Origin of the sequence: Mucilaginibacter limnophilus, assembly GCF_004005815.1 — a bacterium.
Classification (GTDB): Bacteria; Bacteroidota; Bacteroidia; order Sphingobacteriales; family Sphingobacteriaceae; genus Mucilaginibacter; species Mucilaginibacter limnophilus.
On sequence record NZ_SACK01000006.1, the window covers coordinates 24,519 to 40,468 of the forward strand.

At 43.1% G+C, this 15,950-nt stretch carries 15 protein-coding genes; 8 read left to right on the top strand and 7 right to left on the bottom strand.

Going from position 1 to position 15,950, the window contains the following annotated elements:
• Positions 1 to 26: 26 nt before the first annotated feature.
• The 8 genes from EOD41_RS13585 to EOD41_RS13620 all read left to right on the top strand — a co-directional run bounded on the left by EOD41_RS13585 (position 27) and on the right by EOD41_RS13620 (position 6,237).
• Positions 27 to 758: an MlaE family ABC transporter permease gene (locus tag EOD41_RS13585; RefSeq protein ID WP_127705812.1), complete on the top strand. Its 732-nt coding sequence runs from the start codon at positions 27 to 29 to the stop codon at positions 756 to 758.
• Complete coding sequence (locus tag EOD41_RS13590) at positions 755 to 1,507, top strand: ABC transporter ATP-binding protein (protein WP_127705814.1); 753 nt, start codon at positions 755 to 757, stop codon at positions 1,505 to 1,507. The genes EOD41_RS13585 and EOD41_RS13590 overlap by 4 nt, the downstream gene beginning before the upstream one ends.
• A 128-nt stretch (positions 1,508 to 1,635) precedes the next feature.
• Entirely contained in the window at positions 1,636 to 2,523 is an 888-nt protein-coding gene (locus EOD41_RS13595) for a class I SAM-dependent methyltransferase (protein ID WP_127705816.1), read from the top strand.
• Between the two features lie 62 nt (positions 2,524 to 2,585).
• The gene (locus EOD41_RS13600) at positions 2,586 to 3,635 is read left to right on the top strand and encodes a hypothetical protein (protein ID WP_127705818.1); all 1,050 of its coding nucleotides are present in this window, start codon (positions 2,586 to 2,588) and stop codon (positions 3,633 to 3,635) included.
• Positions 3,636 to 3,758: 123 nt separating this feature from the next.
• A complete protein-coding gene (locus EOD41_RS13605) occupies positions 3,759 to 4,322 on the top strand; it encodes a PPC domain-containing DNA-binding protein (protein ID WP_127705820.1) in 564 nt (187 codons plus the stop codon).
• 98 nt (positions 4,323 to 4,420) lie between these two features.
• A complete protein-coding gene (gene sucD / locus EOD41_RS13610; protein ID WP_127705822.1) occupies positions 4,421 to 5,293 on the top strand; it encodes a succinate--CoA ligase subunit alpha in 873 nt (290 codons plus the stop codon).
• An 81-nt stretch (positions 5,294 to 5,374) separates the two neighbouring features.
• The gene (locus tag EOD41_RS13615; protein WP_127705824.1) at positions 5,375 to 5,632 is read left to right on the top strand and encodes a hypothetical protein; all 258 of its coding nucleotides are present in this window, start codon (positions 5,375 to 5,377) and stop codon (positions 5,630 to 5,632) included.
• On the top strand, positions 5,632 to 6,237 hold the full coding sequence (locus EOD41_RS13620; RefSeq protein ID WP_127705826.1) for a zeta toxin family protein: 606 nt from the start codon (positions 5,632 to 5,634) through the stop codon (positions 6,235 to 6,237). The genes EOD41_RS13615 and EOD41_RS13620 overlap by 1 nt, the downstream gene beginning before the upstream one ends.
• Here the strand turns inward: EOD41_RS13620 and EOD41_RS13625 are convergent.
• From EOD41_RS13625 to ftcD, 7 genes are all read right to left on the bottom strand, one after another.
• Positions 6,192 to 6,803, bottom strand: a complete 612-nt coding sequence (locus EOD41_RS13625; protein WP_205780563.1) for a SprT family zinc-dependent metalloprotease — start codon at positions 6,801 to 6,803, stop codon at positions 6,192 to 6,194. The genes EOD41_RS13620 and EOD41_RS13625 overlap by 46 nt on opposite strands.
• A gap of 33 nt (positions 6,804 to 6,836) precedes the next feature.
• Positions 6,837 to 8,951, bottom strand: coding sequence for a ferrous iron transport protein B (feoB, locus tag EOD41_RS13630; protein ID WP_127705828.1), 2,115 nt, complete (start codon positions 8,949 to 8,951; stop codon positions 6,837 to 6,839).
• Positions 8,948 to 9,175, bottom strand: coding sequence for a FeoA family protein (locus tag EOD41_RS13635; protein WP_127705830.1), 228 nt, complete (start codon positions 9,173 to 9,175; stop codon positions 8,948 to 8,950). Before EOD41_RS13635 ends, feoB begins: the two co-directional genes overlap by 4 nt.
• 64 nt (positions 9,176 to 9,239) lie before the next feature.
• Positions 9,240 to 12,062 carry a TonB-dependent receptor gene (locus EOD41_RS13640; RefSeq protein ID WP_127705832.1) on the bottom strand — a complete coding sequence of 941 codons (2,823 nt, stop codon included), beginning with the start codon at positions 12,060 to 12,062 and terminating at the stop codon, positions 9,240 to 9,242.
• A 95-nt stretch (positions 12,063 to 12,157) separates the two neighbouring features.
• Positions 12,158 to 14,047 (bottom strand): DNA topoisomerase IV subunit B, encoded by a 1,890-nt coding sequence (locus EOD41_RS13645; protein WP_127705834.1) that lies wholly within the window; start codon positions 14,045 to 14,047, stop codon positions 12,158 to 12,160.
• 75 nt (positions 14,048 to 14,122) lie between these two features.
• Entirely contained in the window at positions 14,123 to 14,779 is a 657-nt protein-coding gene (locus EOD41_RS13650; RefSeq protein ID WP_127705836.1) for a hypothetical protein, read from the bottom strand.
• 184 nt (positions 14,780 to 14,963) lie between these two features.
• A complete protein-coding gene (gene ftcD / locus EOD41_RS13655; RefSeq protein WP_127705838.1) occupies positions 14,964 to 15,950 on the bottom strand; it encodes a glutamate formimidoyltransferase in 987 nt (328 codons plus the stop codon).

A 15,950-nucleotide genomic window follows, 5' to 3' on the forward strand; every position in this document is an offset into this window, starting at 1 on the left:
TTTTAACCGGTTTTACACGTTTGCTAATGTTTTACAGCTTAGGGAAATATATACTCTTACTTCGATTAAGTTTTAAAAAGCCTGAAAAGTTCAGTGTTTACTGGAGCGAGGTAATGCGCGAAATGGTATCAATAGGTATCGGCTCGCTGGCTATTATTGCCATTATATCAGTGTTTATCGGCGCAGCTACTACTATCCAGGTTGCGTTTCAGTTAAGCGGGCCGTTGGTTCCTCAATCAGTGGCAGGTACAATTGCCCGCGATTCAACCATTCTTGAATTTAGCCCAACCATATCAGCGCTTGTGCTTGCAGGACGTATTGGCTCAAGCATTGCCTCGCAAATAGGTACCATGCGCGTAACCGAACAAATTGACGCCCTTGAAATTATGGGCGTTAATGCTCCCGGCTACCTCATTGCGCCAAAAATTATTGCCGGGATGACAATGGTACCTATATTGGTAGTATTATCAATTGTACTGGGTATTTCCGGCGGTTACATAGCCTGCGTTGTTTCGGGCGACATCTCTCCGGCCGACTACGTAATAGGTTTACGTGAGGGTTTTATCCCGCTTACGGTAAGGGTGGCTATGGTTAAGGCGATAACTTTTGGGTTTTTGATCACTTCTATCTGTGCGTATCAGGGCTTTTATACCTCGGGAGGCGCATTGGAAGTAGGCCAGTCATCAACGTCCGGTGTAGTATATAGCTGTGTTATGATATTATTTGCCGACCTTGTTATAACCCGTTTGATGCTATGATCGAAGTAAAGGACATATATAAAACATTCGGTGATAACGAGGTGCTTAAAGGCATCAGCGTAAAATTTGAAGCCGGGAAAAACAATCTGATCATAGGTGGCTCAGGCTCCGGTAAAACTACCTTGTTGAAATGTATAGTAGGCCTGCACGAACCAACCAAAGGGCAGGTATTTTTCAATGGTGAAAACTTCACTGAAATGAACTTTGAAGAGCGTGTGCCTATTCGTACAGAAATAGGTATGCTTTTTCAAAACTCAGCCCTGTTTGACAGTATGACGGTTGAGGAAAATATCATGTTCCCGATGAACCTGTTTACCAATCAAACAAAAGCGGAAAAACTTGATCGTGCAAACTTCTGCCTTGAGCGGGTAAACCTGAAAGGTAAAAACAAATTGTTCCCTGCAGAACTCTCGGGCGGTATGAAAAAACGTGTTGGCATTGCCCGCGCTATTGCTATGCAGCCCAAGTATTTGTTTGTTGATGAGCCAAACTCGGGCCTCGACCCAAAAACATCCATCCTTATAGATGAACTGATAAACGAGCTGACCGATGAATACAACATTACCACTGTTGTGGTAACCCACGATATGAACTCAGTAATGGGTATTGGTGAGCACATCGTATTTTTGCATCAGGGGCAGAAATGGTGGGAAGGATCAAACCACGAGATAGCACATACCGATAATAAAGAGCTTAACGACTTTGTATTTGCCAGCAAGTTTATGCAGGCGGCAAAAGATAGGTTGTAAGTTTTAGAGATTAGTTAATTAGAGATTTGAGATTAGTTTCGGAAAACCCGTTATCACTAAATCTGAATTGTTAAGTTTGCAAATTGTTAACTAAGCACTGGTTTCTGATCTCTAATCACTAATAAAAAATGATCCAACTACTCACCCCCACGCACTGGAAAGATTACGAGCTGATTGATTGCGGCGACTTTGAGAAGCTGGAACGTTTTGGGAATGTTATATTGATTCGCCCCGAGCCGCAGGCTGTGTGGAGCAAGACCTTACCCGAAAGCGAGTGGCAAAAACAATATCATATCAAATTCAAGGGCCGCTCGGCAACATCAGGCGAATGGCTGAAAAAAAATCCTAAAACACCCGACAGGTGGCACGTTGAATACAGGAACAACGAGGCTGCGATAAAATTCCGCCTTGGGCTTACTTCATTTAAGCATGTGGGCATTTTTCCCGAGCAGGCCGTTAACTGGGATTACATCAGCAGCACTGTGCGGAAATTTAAAACGCCTAACCCGAAAGTACTTAACCTGTTTGCCTATACCGGCGGCGCATCACTTATTGCTAATGCTGCCGGCGCCGAAACCACGCACGTGGATTCGATAAAGCAGGTGGTAACCTGGGCGAATGAAAATCAGGAGATATCTGGGCTTAAAGATATACGCTGGGTAGTTGAGGACGCGCTGAAATTTGTTAAACGTGAGCTAAAGCGCGGCAAAAAGTACAACGGTATCATCCTCGACCCGCCGGCTTACGGCCACGGCCCTAACGGTGAAAAGTGGAAACTGGAAGATCACATAAACGAGATGATGCGTGATGTTGTGCAACTACTCGATCCTGAAGAGCATTTTCTGATTTTAAACACTTATTCTCTTGGATTCTCATCAGTAATTGTTGAAAATCTTATAAGGAGCTCATTCCCTAAAGTACAAAACCTTGAAACCGGCGAGCTTTATTTGCAGGCTACTGCAGGTACTAAACTTCCTTTAGGTGTGTTTGGAAAGTTTTATAAAATAAAAGATTAACACACGGTTCATTCCATTATATTTACAACGGTAACAAACTAATTACAACTGCCCGTTTCTGCATGAGAACAACAAAATTTCTATCCTTACTAATTCCATCTCTTTTATCACTTGTTTTATTTACTAACTGCACGCAAACCGGAAAAGCCGGCAAACCGGGCGCTAAAACCGCTTCAGGTACTGAAGCTGCTGAAGGTGATACCGCCGTTAAAGAGTCGGCCTATAAGCCAATTGATACCGCCCAATACGATTCGCTGATGAAGCGTTTGGCTAACGGTGATACAACCGGAAAATGGCCTGTAAAGAATACCGTATATCCCGGCCCCGGGGCTATTTTGCCATTTAAGCGTGTGGTGGCATTTTATGGTAACCTGTTCTCAAAAAGAATGGGTATACTGGGTGAATTGCCACCTGATCAGATGCTGGCCAAGCTAAAAGCCGAGGTTAAAAACTGGGAGAAAGCCGATCCTAAAACGCCTGTACAGCCCGCCTTGCATTATATATGTGTAGTGGCCCAGGGCGATGGTGGCAAAGATGGCAAGTACCGTTACCGAATGCCATTTAAACAAATTGATACCGTATTGTATCTGGCTAAAAAGATCGACGCGATAGTGTTTCTTGATATCCAGGTGGCACTAAGTACTATAAAGGACGAATTGCCGCTGCTTGAAAAATATATCGCTATGCCTAACGTACACATCGGTATGGATCCTGAGTTCTCAATGAAAGACGGCACCAAACCGGGGAAAAAAATTGGTACTTATGATGCTGCTGATATCAACTATGTAAGCGGTTACATGGCCGATTTGGTTAAAAAACATAATTTACCAACCAAAATATTAATAGTACACCGTTTTACCCGTAAAATGGTGACCAACTATCAAAACATAAAAACACGCCCCGAAGTACAGGTGGTTATGGATATGGACGGATGGGGCGAACCCGACCTGAAACTGGGAACTTACCGACATTTCATTTATGGCGAACCAGTACAGTTTACAGGTTTCAAGCTGTTCTATAAAAACGACTTAAAGAAAGCGCCTAACCGCATGCTCACACCTGCCGAATTGATGAAGTACAAACCGGTGCCTATTTATATCCAGTATCAGTAATATAATTATTCATGAAATATAATCCCTGCCGCATACCGGCAGGGATTTTTTGTTACATTTAATGTGTACCTGGTGTTATAAACTTTTTCAGAATTAAGCGGTTATTTTAACAAACATCAACCTATGAAAAAGATCGCTTATCAGATTATTTTCACCGTAATAACATTGCTGCTTTTAGGCTCGGCGGTATTTGCGCAGGAGTATGTAGCGCCTATAAAACCGATTGAAACAGGCAGGTCGCCTGGTGTGAAAGTCAAATTGATAGGACAAAACGGTACATCAAAAACCTACGCACTCGTTTTCGCTAAAGGCGATGAGATTTTATCAGGCTTAACAGAGTTTGCTCAAAAGAACAATGTAAAGAATGCGCGCTTCACTGCTATCGGCGATGCTATGACAGCCAGGGTAGGATGGTATGATAAGGGCAAAAAGATGTTTAAGGTTATCCCGATAACCGAACCGGCAGAAATTACTTCACTGGTAGGCGATATCGCCGTTTATAACAATAAGCCTGCAGTACACGCACATATCAACCTGGCAACACAGGATGGAATAGTACACGGCGGACATTTACTTGAGGCATTTATTTTTCCAACGCTTGAGGTAATGCTTACAACCGAAGATACGCCGCTGTATAAAAAGCTTTATGAAGAAGCCGGCGCCGGCATAATCGATCCGGAACTGTAAACGCAATGCCATATCCTGTAAAAAACAACGTTTTAGGTGACCACGTAGCTTGTTTTAACAAAATAATTTTAGCTTTGCGTACTTTAAAAATATAGCCAATGAGTGTTCTTGTAAATAAAGATTCAAAAGTAATAGTTCAGGGGTTTACCGGTAACGAGGGTACTTACCATGCCTCGCAAATGATTGAATACGGTACGCAGGTTGTTGGTGGTGTTACGCCGGGTAAAGGCGGGCAGCAGCACCTTGAAAGGCCTGTTTTCAATACTGTAAAAGATGCAGTTGACCAAACCGGCGCTGATGTTTCTATTATTTTTGTACCGCCCGCTTTTGCTGCGGACGCTATTATGGAAGCTGCGGAAGCAGGCATAAAAGTTATTGTTTGTATCACTGAAGGTATCCCAACCAAGGATATGATCACGGTGAAAGAATACCTTAGCGATAAAGATTCAACACTAATTGGCCCTAACTGCCCTGGTGTTATTACTGCTGACGAGGCTAAAATCGGTATCATGCCGGGCTTTATCTTCAAAAAAGGTAATGTAGGTGTGGTTTCAAAATCAGGTACCTTAACTTATGAAGCGGTAGACCAGGTAGTAAAAGCAGGTTTAGGTATTACAACAGCTATCGGTATCGGCGGCGACCCTATCATCGGTACAACAACCAAACAAGCGGTTGAACTGTTGATGAACGATCCTGAAACTGAAGGCATCATTATGATAGGCGAAATTGGCGGTGGCATGGAAGCTGAAGCTGCCCGCTGGATTAAAGAACATGGCACAAAACCAGTGGTTGGCTTTATAGCCGGCCAAACTGCGCCTCCGGGACGCCGTATGGGTCATGCGGGTGCTATTGTTGGCGGCGCTGATGATACAGCTGCAGCTAAGATGAAAATTATGGCTGAATGCGGTATCCGTGTGGTTGAGTCACCTGCTGAAATTGGTGCAGCCATGGCAGAAGAATTGGCAAAGTAATCTGGTCTCAGATTTTAGCATAATAAAGATCTCGGTCATTGGCCGGGATTTTTTGTTTGGAATTAACTTTGTAACTTAGTGATGATGATAACACTGGAAGAAATTTACGAAGAAGACCCAACGCAGCGTATTATTGACGAAGGTGCAGGCTATGGTGCTGAGGAAATGTTAAAAGCCGGTGTGCCCATCTATTACAGAGATGAAGCTTATCCTGAAACAATGAACGGTAATCTGTTTATTAAAGAATACCCTAATGGTGCCAAGTTTCTTATCAGAAAAGAACTGACTGATGACTTGCGTTTGCTTGAAGAGCAACTAAAATTGTTAAACGAACAATAATGCCTGATTTGATAGTAATTGCGGGGCCAAACGGTTCAGGCAAAACAACTCTTTCAACATATCTTATTAACAAGGGCAAAATTAAGGGTGCATTAATCAACCCTGATGAAATAGCGAAGCAAGAATTAGGTAGTTATTTATTTCAAATAAAGGCTTCAAAACTTGCATTGCAAAGAAGAAAAGAAGCAATTAATAAAGAATGCACTTTTGCTTTTGAAACTACATTTTCAGGGAATACCGAAATTCGGGATATTCAGGATGCCAAAGCAAAAGGATATAACGTTATTCTTTACTATGTTGCTTTAAATTCTGTTATCGACAACTTAATTCGGGTAGAAGAAAGGCGTTTAAGATTAGGACATGACGTTGTTAAAGATGATATTATACGCAGATTTGATAAGAGTCAAGCCAACTTGTTGAAGTATATAAGTTTATTTGATAAAGCTTACCTTTTTGATAATTCAGGTAACCAACGTTCAAGAGTTGGTATTTTTAACAACGGTACTTTGCTTTGGTTAAATAATAAGCACCAGTCACATCCTTTTTATAAAGAACTATTTCATTCCCCCACCAACTCTACCTCAGCTACCGGACTAAACAAATAAATGCGCCTTGTGGCTATCTCTACACATTTATAGCGTTTGCGCAACTTTTCTTCCTTGCGGAAAACACGACCGTCCTTAAGCTTAAATAATGCTTTAAAAGGTACTTTCTCTACCGAAAAAACATCTTCCTTAGGCGGATCATAACGGCGAAGAGAGCGGTACAAGTTCAAGTCAGAACAGCTGGATGCTGCCGGATTATTCAGGTATTTTGTTATGGCGTTTTTAATATCAGCAGGAAAAACATCCTTATCAAAAAAAGGCTGCATCATGCGTTTGAAGTTGTTTTTCCACTCAACGCCGTGCGGTTTTGCTTTATCCTTATGCTCATTCCAGGTATGCAGGTGCGCAAACTCATGCACCGTGGTTACCAGGAAAGCGTAGGGGTTGAGATTAAAGTTAACCGATATACGATGGCCCTTTCCACCGAATGGAGGGCGATAATCGCCAAACTTGCTGTCGCGGCTGCGCGAAATTTTGAACTCGCATTTAAAGTAATCTATCCACCTGCCAATAAGCGGGGCGGCTTCGGGGGGCATGTAACGCGCCAGAATTTGTACTTTATCCAATCTTACCTCTTACCCAAATATACAAAAACAAGGTTACTTTAACAGGGTATAAGTAATAAAGCTGGCAACGTAGGCAAGAGTAGTCATGTAAGCAAGTTGTATCACAGGCCATTTCCAGTTTTTGGTTTCGCGGTACACAACGGCTACGGTGCTGGCGCATTGCATGGCGAAGGCATAGAACACCATCAGCGAAAATGCTACCGCGACGGTAAATACCGGCTGCCCCGTTTGCGGGTTACGGGCACTGTCCATCTTTTCTTTAAGCGATTGCACATTATCCGTATCGCCTTCAACGCTGTAAATGGTTGCCATGGTGCCTACAAACACTTCGCGCGCGGCAAACGAGGTAATTAGTGCTATGCCGATCTTCCAGTCGAACCCCAAAGGCCTTATCACCGGCTCAATGGCATGACCAAGCATACCGGCATATGAGTTTTCCAACTTTTCTGAGGCTACCATCCTGCTGAAGGCATCGGGCGCAAGCGATTTGGTATACTCAGGTGAGCTATACTTCTGGTCGATCTGTTCAAACCTGTTTCCCGGGCCATATGATGCCAGCACCCATAAAATAATTGATACCGCTATGATTACTTTTCCTGCTTCCAACACGAAAGTTTTTGAACGGTCGTACATTGAAAACAGTACATTTTTCCAGCGTGGAGCACGGTAAACAGGCAGTTCCATAATGAAATAGCCACGTTCACGGGCTTTTAAAATGAATTTGAAAACAAAGGCTACAATAATGGCTGAAATAAGACTGAACAAGTACATGCCCGTAAGCACAAGTCCTTGCAAATTAAATATCCACCAAACATTGCGGTTAGGCACAACAAGTGCTATAAGCAGGGTATACACCGGTAATCTTGCCGAACAGGTAACCAGCGGCGTTACCATTATGGTGATCATCCGGTCTTTCCAGTTCTCAATGGTACGTGTACCCATTATTGATGGTACCGCGCAGGCAAAACCACCTATTAGCGGCACTACCGATTTTCCGCTTAGGCCAACCTTACGCATCAGCTTATCCATCATAAAGGTAACACGCGCCATGTAGCCGGTATCTTCCAGTATCGAAATAAATACAAACAGTATAGCTATCTGCGGAATAAATACCAGTACGCCGCTTAGCCCCGCAAGTACACCGTCAACAAGCAGGCTGGTTAGTATGCCTGCAGGCATTATGCTGCGTAAACCCTCTTCAGCCCAAACAAACAGGGCTTCTATCAGGTCCATAGGGTATGACGACCAGGCGAATATCGACTGAAATATAAACAGCAATATGCCCAGGAAAATCACAAATCCCCAAACGCGATGGGTGAGTATATGATCTATTTTATTGCTGAAGGTTTCATGATGAGCCGTTTCAGGCGTTTTAACCGTATCGTACAACAGGTCGTTTATGAAGTTATAACGCGCTATGGTTTCGGCTGCCTGTGCTTTTTGTGAGTGGAAAGAATGCTCCTGCTCAAGGCTTTCAATACGGTCGCTTTGGGCCGGGGTTAAAAAACTTAAATGCTCGTGCTGATGGGCAAGCTGTAAAGCATAGTAGGGGTGCTCAACTTCAATTTCCTCGCTTATCTGCGCTATCAGCGCAGGTGCGAAGGCGGTAACGTCGATAGTATCCTGCTGCAGCGCCACTTTATTGGCGTAGGCAATGGCTTGTTTCAGTTGCTCAATACCTTCGCCCTTTCGTGCAGCGATAGGTATCACCGGTACGCCGAGTTTTTTTGCAAACTCATCAACATTGATTTGAATACCAGCCTTGCGGGCAAGATCCATCATGTTAAGCGCAACTATAACCGGGATTTTAAGATCAGCTATTTGTGTGTAAAGCAGCAGGTTCCTCTTTAAGTTAGTAGCATCTAAAACTACAACCACCAGATCAGGCGTCGCCGTATTTGCTTTATCGGCCAGTACCGAAAATACTATCGATTCGTCCTTGCTTTTTGGGTACAGGCTATAAGTGCCAGGTAAGTCAATAATCTCGGCACGGCGGCCGTCGGGCAGAGTGCTGTAACCTATCTTCTTATCCACCGTAACGCCCGGGAAATTTCCTATTTTCTGGTTCAGGCCTGTTAAAATATTAAACAAGCTTGATTTACCCGTATTAGGATTTCCGGTAAGCGCTACTCTTATATCAGCCTTCAATTTTGTGTGCTATGTAAAATAATGGTCGACGCTTCGAGCTTGCGCAGGCTAAGCTGGTACCCCGAAACGTTAACGGCTATAGGATCGCCAAGCGGGGCAACGCGTACAACACGGATGGTTTCGCCGGGTAAACAACCCATTTCCATCAGCTTTACCGACATTTCCAGATCGGTAAATTCTTTTACTACGCCCGTTTGGCCAACTTCAAGTTGCGACAGATCCATTCGTACTTTATTGAAGCACAAATATAACTTATTTATATTGAATCCAAATAAGATGGTTGGTGATTTAGCGCATAATTATTAATCCCGGCGTGTTTTTTTGCTCGCCAACACGAGTGATCTTGTAGATAAGCCTGACATAAAAATAACGTCTTATTGTATTGCTCTCGGTATTGATAAGCTGTCCGGTTGGTGTTTGCTGCCATTGTACACCGGCGTTTTGATTAAGCAGATCGAATGCGTTTACTGATAGCGTCAGGTTTTGTTTTGGAAGTAAATACCGCTCAATACCGGCGTTCCATATATAAAATGAAGTATTAGCAGACGTTTCCTGGCTACGGTAAAGCCTTTGGGTAACATCGCTGTAAATACGCCAGTTTTTACCCGGCTTAACGCCTGCCTTTAATGTGTTGTAAAAGCTAAAGTAGCGTTGGTCGGCAGTGTGCTGGTATGAGTTGGTTGCTTTGTTGTATGATGAATATGTACGCAAATCGATGTTAAAGTTATCACGGTCAAAGCTTCCACCTACACCTAAAGAAGGAGAGAAGCGCAGCACGGCATTTTGGTTTCCGTTGATGATATTTACGTTCCGGTTAACGCCGCCGTTAAGATTAAGGCTGTAGCGCAGGCCTTTTATTTTTGTAGGCTTGCCGTAATTGGCACCAAACCATGAACTGAAGTTACCGTCGGTATTTATAGGTCTTGATGTGGTGATACCGTTTGTATCTACGCTGCTTTCAGTTGAAAAGCCATTCCATGTAGGGTTAAAGCTGCCATAAAAACTGATGTAGGTATTGTTCTTCATATCGAAGAAGTTGTAACTAAGTGAAGTATTTAACGACCGCGACATAACCAGGTCAGGGTTTCCCTGCCTGATGTATAATGGATTGGTATTATTGAAAACCGGCTGCAGATCTGTTGCTGATGGCAGATTAACATCAGTGCCTACGTTAAAATAAATATTATGTCCGTTCTTTTTACGGTATGAAAAGCTGGCGTTTGGCACCAGCGCGAAAGCATCACGTTTAACAGAGTTATACTGGCCATTGCTTGTAAAATCTCCTGAAAGACCAAGAGCTGCAACGGCCATGTTGATGTTTATGTTAAAGCGCTCGCTGTTTTTCGCTATGCCGGCGGTTGTAGTGTAACGCCAATTGCGGTTATCAATATCACCTGATAATAAAGAATTTATCAGCTCATATTTTCCGGTAACGCCATTGTAATCATAGGTAACCTGGTCAGACAATTGCTTACGGTAATCCATGCCTTGACTAAGCGTTAAATCTATCTTTTTAGCTTTACTTAGTGGCCGTATATATGACAATGTACTGTTGATAAATGTAGCATTGGCGCCTTGTGAAGCCTGTTGGTTCTGATTGTTTCCCAGTCCGCTAAAATACACTGCCTTGTAAATGTTAGTATAGTCGTAATCGGTTGAGGAGTAATTGCCGTTGGTAAACCAGTTTATTGAGCCGTTTCCACCGGTAAATTTTCGGTTGATACCTAATGAGCCGCCATACGAAGGCGAAAAAGTGTTCCCGGTTAAAAACTGATCAATGGTATTTACCGCGGTATCGGTAGATAATCGTGACGTGCCTGAGCCAGACGTTGATTCATTTTTGCGGTAATTAAGTGAAAAGTTAGGCTTAAACCTAATGTTTGTAAGCGTATCGGGCTTATAATCGAAATTAAAGTTAAACCGGTAGGTATTGTTACTGTTGTTACCACGTGAAAACTGGGATGTGAACAGGTCATTTGGCGAATCCTCGATATTGGTATTTTGTATAAGTTTGTTTGATGATATCAAACCCAACGCACTGACATTGAATTTAAACTGTTCTTTTTTGCCCAGAATGTCTGAGTAGTTGAGGCCCACATTATGGTTATTGATCAATCCATTATCAACCCCGCTGAAAGTACCATTTATATTAGCACGGCCACTGCTGTTTATCGATATAAAGTTACCACCGCCACCGCTCGAGAAGGCATCCCACACGTTGCCACCGGTAAAAGCGTTTAGGTCTTCATAGGTAAAGCCAACTTCGTTTACGTTATTGGTTAATGATATCAGCGCTATCTGTTTTTTATTGTCGAAACGGTTAAGGTTAAACTGGCCGAGGTAACGCTCGTCAGTACCGCCGGTTGTGGTGATGTTGCCGAACCAGCCTTTCTTTTTATCGTCTTTCAGCGTGACGTTTATCACCTTATCTCGCTGACCATCATCAATACCGGTGTTTTTGGTCTTTTCAGTTTTGTCGTCAATGAGCTGTACTTTTTTTATCGCGTCAGCAGGCAGATTTTTCGTAACCGCTTTCGGGTCGCCGCCAAAAAACTCCCGGCCATCAACCAATATTTTTTTAACGTCCTTGCCACCAGCTTTTATCTTACCGTCGGCATCAACATCAACACCGGGTAGTTTCTTCAGCAAGCCCTCAACGTTATCATTTGGCTGAGTTTTAAACGAACCTGCGTTATATTCAACAGTATCTTTCTTTATTGAGATTGGCGCCGCTTCAGCGGTTACGTTAACTTCTTTTAGTTCTTTTACATTGGTCTCCATTTTCATGGTACCAAGGTCGGCAACAGGCGCTTCCTTGCTTAGCGTTACATATTTAATCAGGCTTGTTAAGCCCATTTGCGCGATAATAATCTTATAACGACCTACCTTAAGCGAATTGCTCAATTCAAAAGTGCCATCATTACCTGTAACAGTATTCCCGGCTATGGTTGAGTCGGCAGCGTTAAACAAGGCTACAGTAGCATAATCAATGGCTTTGCCGGCAGTGTCGGTTACCCGGCCTTTTATTAATAGTTTTTGTTTCTGTGCATGCGCGGAGGTAAAAGCAGTTAATGCAATTACAACAGTGATAAGGCGTATCATCAATTTCATAATATTTGTGAGGTTATGTCACAAATATAAACTAAGAATTTAGTTTGAAAAATTGATTAACACTTTTTAACAAAATTGGTACAAAGCAGCAGCGATTATACCGCTACTGCCAGTTGTTCGCCTTCTTCTGCTACCAGCGGGTTAATATTTTCGTCATCCTTTTCAACCCGAAGGTTTTGTACAATGTGCTGCTGGCGTGCAGGGGTGTTCTTACCCATAAAGTATTCCAATAGTCCTTTAATGTTGGCGTCTTTCAATATCACGGGATCGAGGCGCATATCCTTACCTATAAACAACCCGAATTCTTCCGGGGATATTTCACCTAAACCTTTAAAGCGGGTGATTTCGGGTTTGTTACCAAGTTTGGCAATAGCGTTGCGACGTTCTTCATCGCTGTAGCAATATATGGTTTCCTTTTTATTACGAACCCTAAACAATGGTGTTTGCAGTATGGAAACATGTCCAGCTTTTACCAGGTCTGGAAAGAATTGCAGGAAGAAAGTCATCAGCAGCAGGCGGATGTGCATACCGTCAACGTCGGCATCGGTAGCTATTACGATGTTGTTGTAACGCAGTCCGTCCAAGCCGTCTTCAATGTTTAACGCATGCTGAAGAAGGTTAAACTCCTCGTTCTCATAAACAACTTTCTTGGTTAGTCCGAAACAGTTAAGCGGTTTACCTTTCAAACTGAATACAGCTTGGGTAAGCACATCACGCGATTTCGTTATTGACCCACTGGCAGAGTCACCCTCGGTGATGAATAGAGTGGTATCCTGCTTGCGTTCGTGGTTATCGTCAAAATGCAGTTTGCAATCACGAAGTTTGCGGTTGTGTAATGATGCTTTTTTTGCGCGCTCATTTGCCAGTTTTTTTATACCGGCAATATCCTTACGCTCACGCTCCGACTGCATAATGCGCTTTAATAAAGCATCAGCCGTTGCAGGGTTTTTATGCAGATAATTATCGAGCTCTTTTTTTACAAAATCATTTACAAAACCACGTACTGATGGGCCATCGGGGCCAACATTTAATGAACCCAGCTTGGTTTTGGTTTGTGATTCGAAAACCGGCTCCTGAACTTTTATTGAAATAGCGCCAACTATTGACGCGCGTATATCGGATGCATCAAACTCTTTTTTATAAAACTCACGAATGGTTTTTACCACCGCTTCGCGGAAGGCAGCCTGGTGCGTACCACCCTGGGTAGTGTTCTGTCCGTTTACAAACGAGTAATATTCCTCGCCGTATTGCTGGCCATGCGTCATGGCAATTTCTATATCTTCACCTTTGAGGTGGATGATAGGGTAGCGGATAGTTTCGGCATCGGTATTGCGTGAAAGTAAGTCATACAAACCACGTTCTGAGAAATATTTTTGACCATTGAAGTTGACAGTAAGACCTGAGTTAAGGAACACATAGTTCCATATCATATTATCAACAAACTCGGGTATAAAGCGGTAATGGCGGAAAATGCTGTCGTCGGGAATAAAGTTTATAGCGGTACCGTTGCGCTGCGTCGTTTCTTTTTCAGGCTCGTCTCGCACCAATTCCCCTTTGGCAAATTCAGCAATTTTGGTACGGCCATCGCGGTATGATTGTACGGTGAATGAGGTTGATAAAGCGTTCACCGCTTTGGTACCCACACCGTTCAAACCAACCGATTTTTGAAAAGCCTTGCTGTCATATTTACCGCCGGTATTGATTTTTGATACGCAATCAATCACTTTTCCCAGCGGAATACCACGGCCATAATCGCGCACGGCTACTTTATGCTCACTTATGTTTATTTCAATAGTGCGCCCGCTGCCCATTACAAACTCGTCGATAGAGTTATCCACTATCTCTTTCAGCAGTACGTAAATACCGTCGTCATGCGCCGAGCCGTCGCCCAGTTTACCAATGTACATGCCCGGACGCAGGCGTATATGTTCTTTCCAGTCGAGCGACCGGATACTATCTTCACTATAATTTGGAGTTTCTGCCATATCAATAAAAATCAGCTAATATGAGGTGTTTACCTCAACTAACAAAAATAACAATTTGAAATTATAGCCGCCCGCTTAATCTGTCAACTTATCAACATCAGCAGGTTCGGGCTTGAACTTAATGCTGCTTCCCGCCCGCTCGACATTCTTGTAAAATTCGGGCCCCTTTTGGTTGGTAAAGCATACCATCATAACGGTTCCGGTATGATATTTTTGCAAAGTAACAAGCAAAGCATACTGGTAATGCCTGGTTTCCGGCATATCAATCAAATTAAGCATATATGAACGGCCGGCATCGGCATTATAACGGCTTAATACGTTTGGCGGCAGCGTACGGGGAAAGACATCGCTGCCATCAGTAAACGCTGCAGCCTGTGCTTTGCCAAGTTCAGCATATACTGAATCGGGATTTGCTACCCGTGATTTAACATTCAAAAAAACACGCTCGTAACTTGCCCAGTTCTCTTTTTGCGAACGTACCATATACCACACTTCGAATCCTTTTCCGGCTATCTCCATGGCGTAATCAAAGGTGAAATCCTCGTTATCCAAAGCCGGAATCTCATTAAAACCTTTCGGCGTAGTAAAGGTGACATTAGCCTTAGCCGCTAACAGTTTAAACTTGTTGTATTGAGTAGTAACAGGGATAGGCTTCGACCTTGGCTGTGCAGAAACCTGTGTAAAGGCAAGCGCAAACAAAACAAGCAATAAGGGGGTTAATTGCCGGGGCATTGGTTTAAATATAATCACAGGTTACAATCCGAATTTAGGCTAAACAATCATCATATCAAAATTTGATATGAATTTAAAACTATAGCGTTTAAGTAATTGATGAGTAAAATTAAGAGTTAAGAATCAAGAATTAAGATGTTTCATCGTATACTTTATCTTGATTCCTGACTCTTAATTCTTGCATCTACATTAAAAGGTATTCAATAACCCGCTGTTTCGAATCAAACGGACCAAGACTATCAAGGCCTAATTCTTTCACAGCTGTTTCTACCAGTTCATCCTCTGCGGCATCAGCCAATAGACCCTGCTTTTGCTTGAAATATATCCCTGCTTCAAGTAAGCAGGTAAGCGGTATAAGTCCGATAAGTTCACTTCCTGTTACTTCAGTGCCATGTAAAACGGCCTGACGGGCAACTTCTTCAAAAACTACATGCACCGGAGTTTCCTCGATATTGGTAAGATTCATTGATATTTGGGCCGCATTGTATTCATCCATGTACCAGCCTATGGCTTTTACATTTTTCAATATTCCGGGAATGTCTTTATACCCGCTTTCACGTACGGTATAAGCAATCTTTTTCGCCAACGGAACCGATTTGGTATCGAGCGTAATGTTATACGCTACCAGGTAATTGCGCGCGCCTATAACCGTTGCACCACTTTTTGCATTCATTTCTGCCGGGCCAAAATCAGGCTGCCAGCCGGGTCGTTTCATCTTGTCAAAAAAGCCTTCATACTCCCCCGAACGTATGATGGATAAATTGCTTCGGCTTTTATCCGGCTGCGAATACTCATATAAATAAACCGGTATGCCAAGTTCGTTACCCACACGTTCGGCCAGGCGGTTAGCATATGTTACCACTTCGTGCATGGTGATACCTTTTACCGGTACCAGCGGACAAACGTCTGTAGCACCCATGCGAGGATGCTCGCCTTTTTGCGTACGCATATCAATCAGTTCGCCGGCAGTTTTTATTGCCTGAAAAGCTGCCTCAATTACGCCTTCAGGCTCACCGGCGAATGTGATCACTGTGCGATTGGCGTCTCTCCCAGGATCAACGTTTAGCAATTTAACGTTATTAACACTGCTTATGCTGTTGGCAATGGCAGCAATTACATCCGCATTAATGCCTTCACTAAAGTTTGGTACACATTCAATAATTCGGTTCAT

What these genes read in the sequence shown, in the direction of transcription:
- EOD41_RS13585 (WP_127705812.1), top strand. Translation starts at nt 27, where the DNA reads ATGTTTTACAGCTTAGGGAAATATATACTCTTACTTCGATTAAGTTTT.
- EOD41_RS13590 (WP_127705814.1), top strand. Translation starts at nt 755, where the DNA reads ATGATCGAAGTAAAGGACATATATAAAACATTCGGTGATAACGAGGTG.
- EOD41_RS13595 (WP_127705816.1), top strand. Translation starts at nt 1,636, where the DNA reads ATGATCCAACTACTCACCCCCACGCACTGGAAAGATTACGAGCTGATT.
- EOD41_RS13600 (WP_127705818.1), top strand. Translation starts at nt 2,586, where the DNA reads ATGAGAACAACAAAATTTCTATCCTTACTAATTCCATCTCTTTTATCA.
- EOD41_RS13605 (WP_127705820.1), top strand. Translation starts at nt 3,759, where the DNA reads ATGAAAAAGATCGCTTATCAGATTATTTTCACCGTAATAACATTGCTG.
- sucD (WP_127705822.1), top strand. Translation starts at nt 4,421, where the DNA reads ATGAGTGTTCTTGTAAATAAAGATTCAAAAGTAATAGTTCAGGGGTTT.
- EOD41_RS13615 (WP_127705824.1), top strand. Translation starts at nt 5,375, where the DNA reads ATGATGATAACACTGGAAGAAATTTACGAAGAAGACCCAACGCAGCGT.
- EOD41_RS13620 (WP_127705826.1), top strand. Translation starts at nt 5,632, where the DNA reads ATGCCTGATTTGATAGTAATTGCGGGGCCAAACGGTTCAGGCAAAACA.
- EOD41_RS13635 (WP_127705830.1), bottom strand. Translation starts at nt 9,175, where the DNA reads ATGGATCTGTCGCAACTTGAAGTTGGCCAAACGGGCGTAGTAAAAGAA.
- EOD41_RS13640 (WP_127705832.1), bottom strand. Translation starts at nt 12,062, where the DNA reads ATGAAATTGATGATACGCCTTATCACTGTTGTAATTGCATTAACTGCT.
- EOD41_RS13645 (WP_127705834.1), bottom strand. Translation starts at nt 14,047, where the DNA reads ATGGCAGAAACTCCAAATTATAGTGAAGATAGTATCCGGTCGCTCGAC.
- EOD41_RS13650 (WP_127705836.1), bottom strand. Translation starts at nt 14,779, where the DNA reads ATGCCCCGGCAATTAACCCCCTTATTGCTTGTTTTGTTTGCGCTTGCC.
- ftcD (WP_127705838.1), bottom strand. Translation starts at nt 15,950, where the DNA reads ATGAACCGAATTATTGAATGTGTACCAAACTTTAGTGAAGGCATTAAT.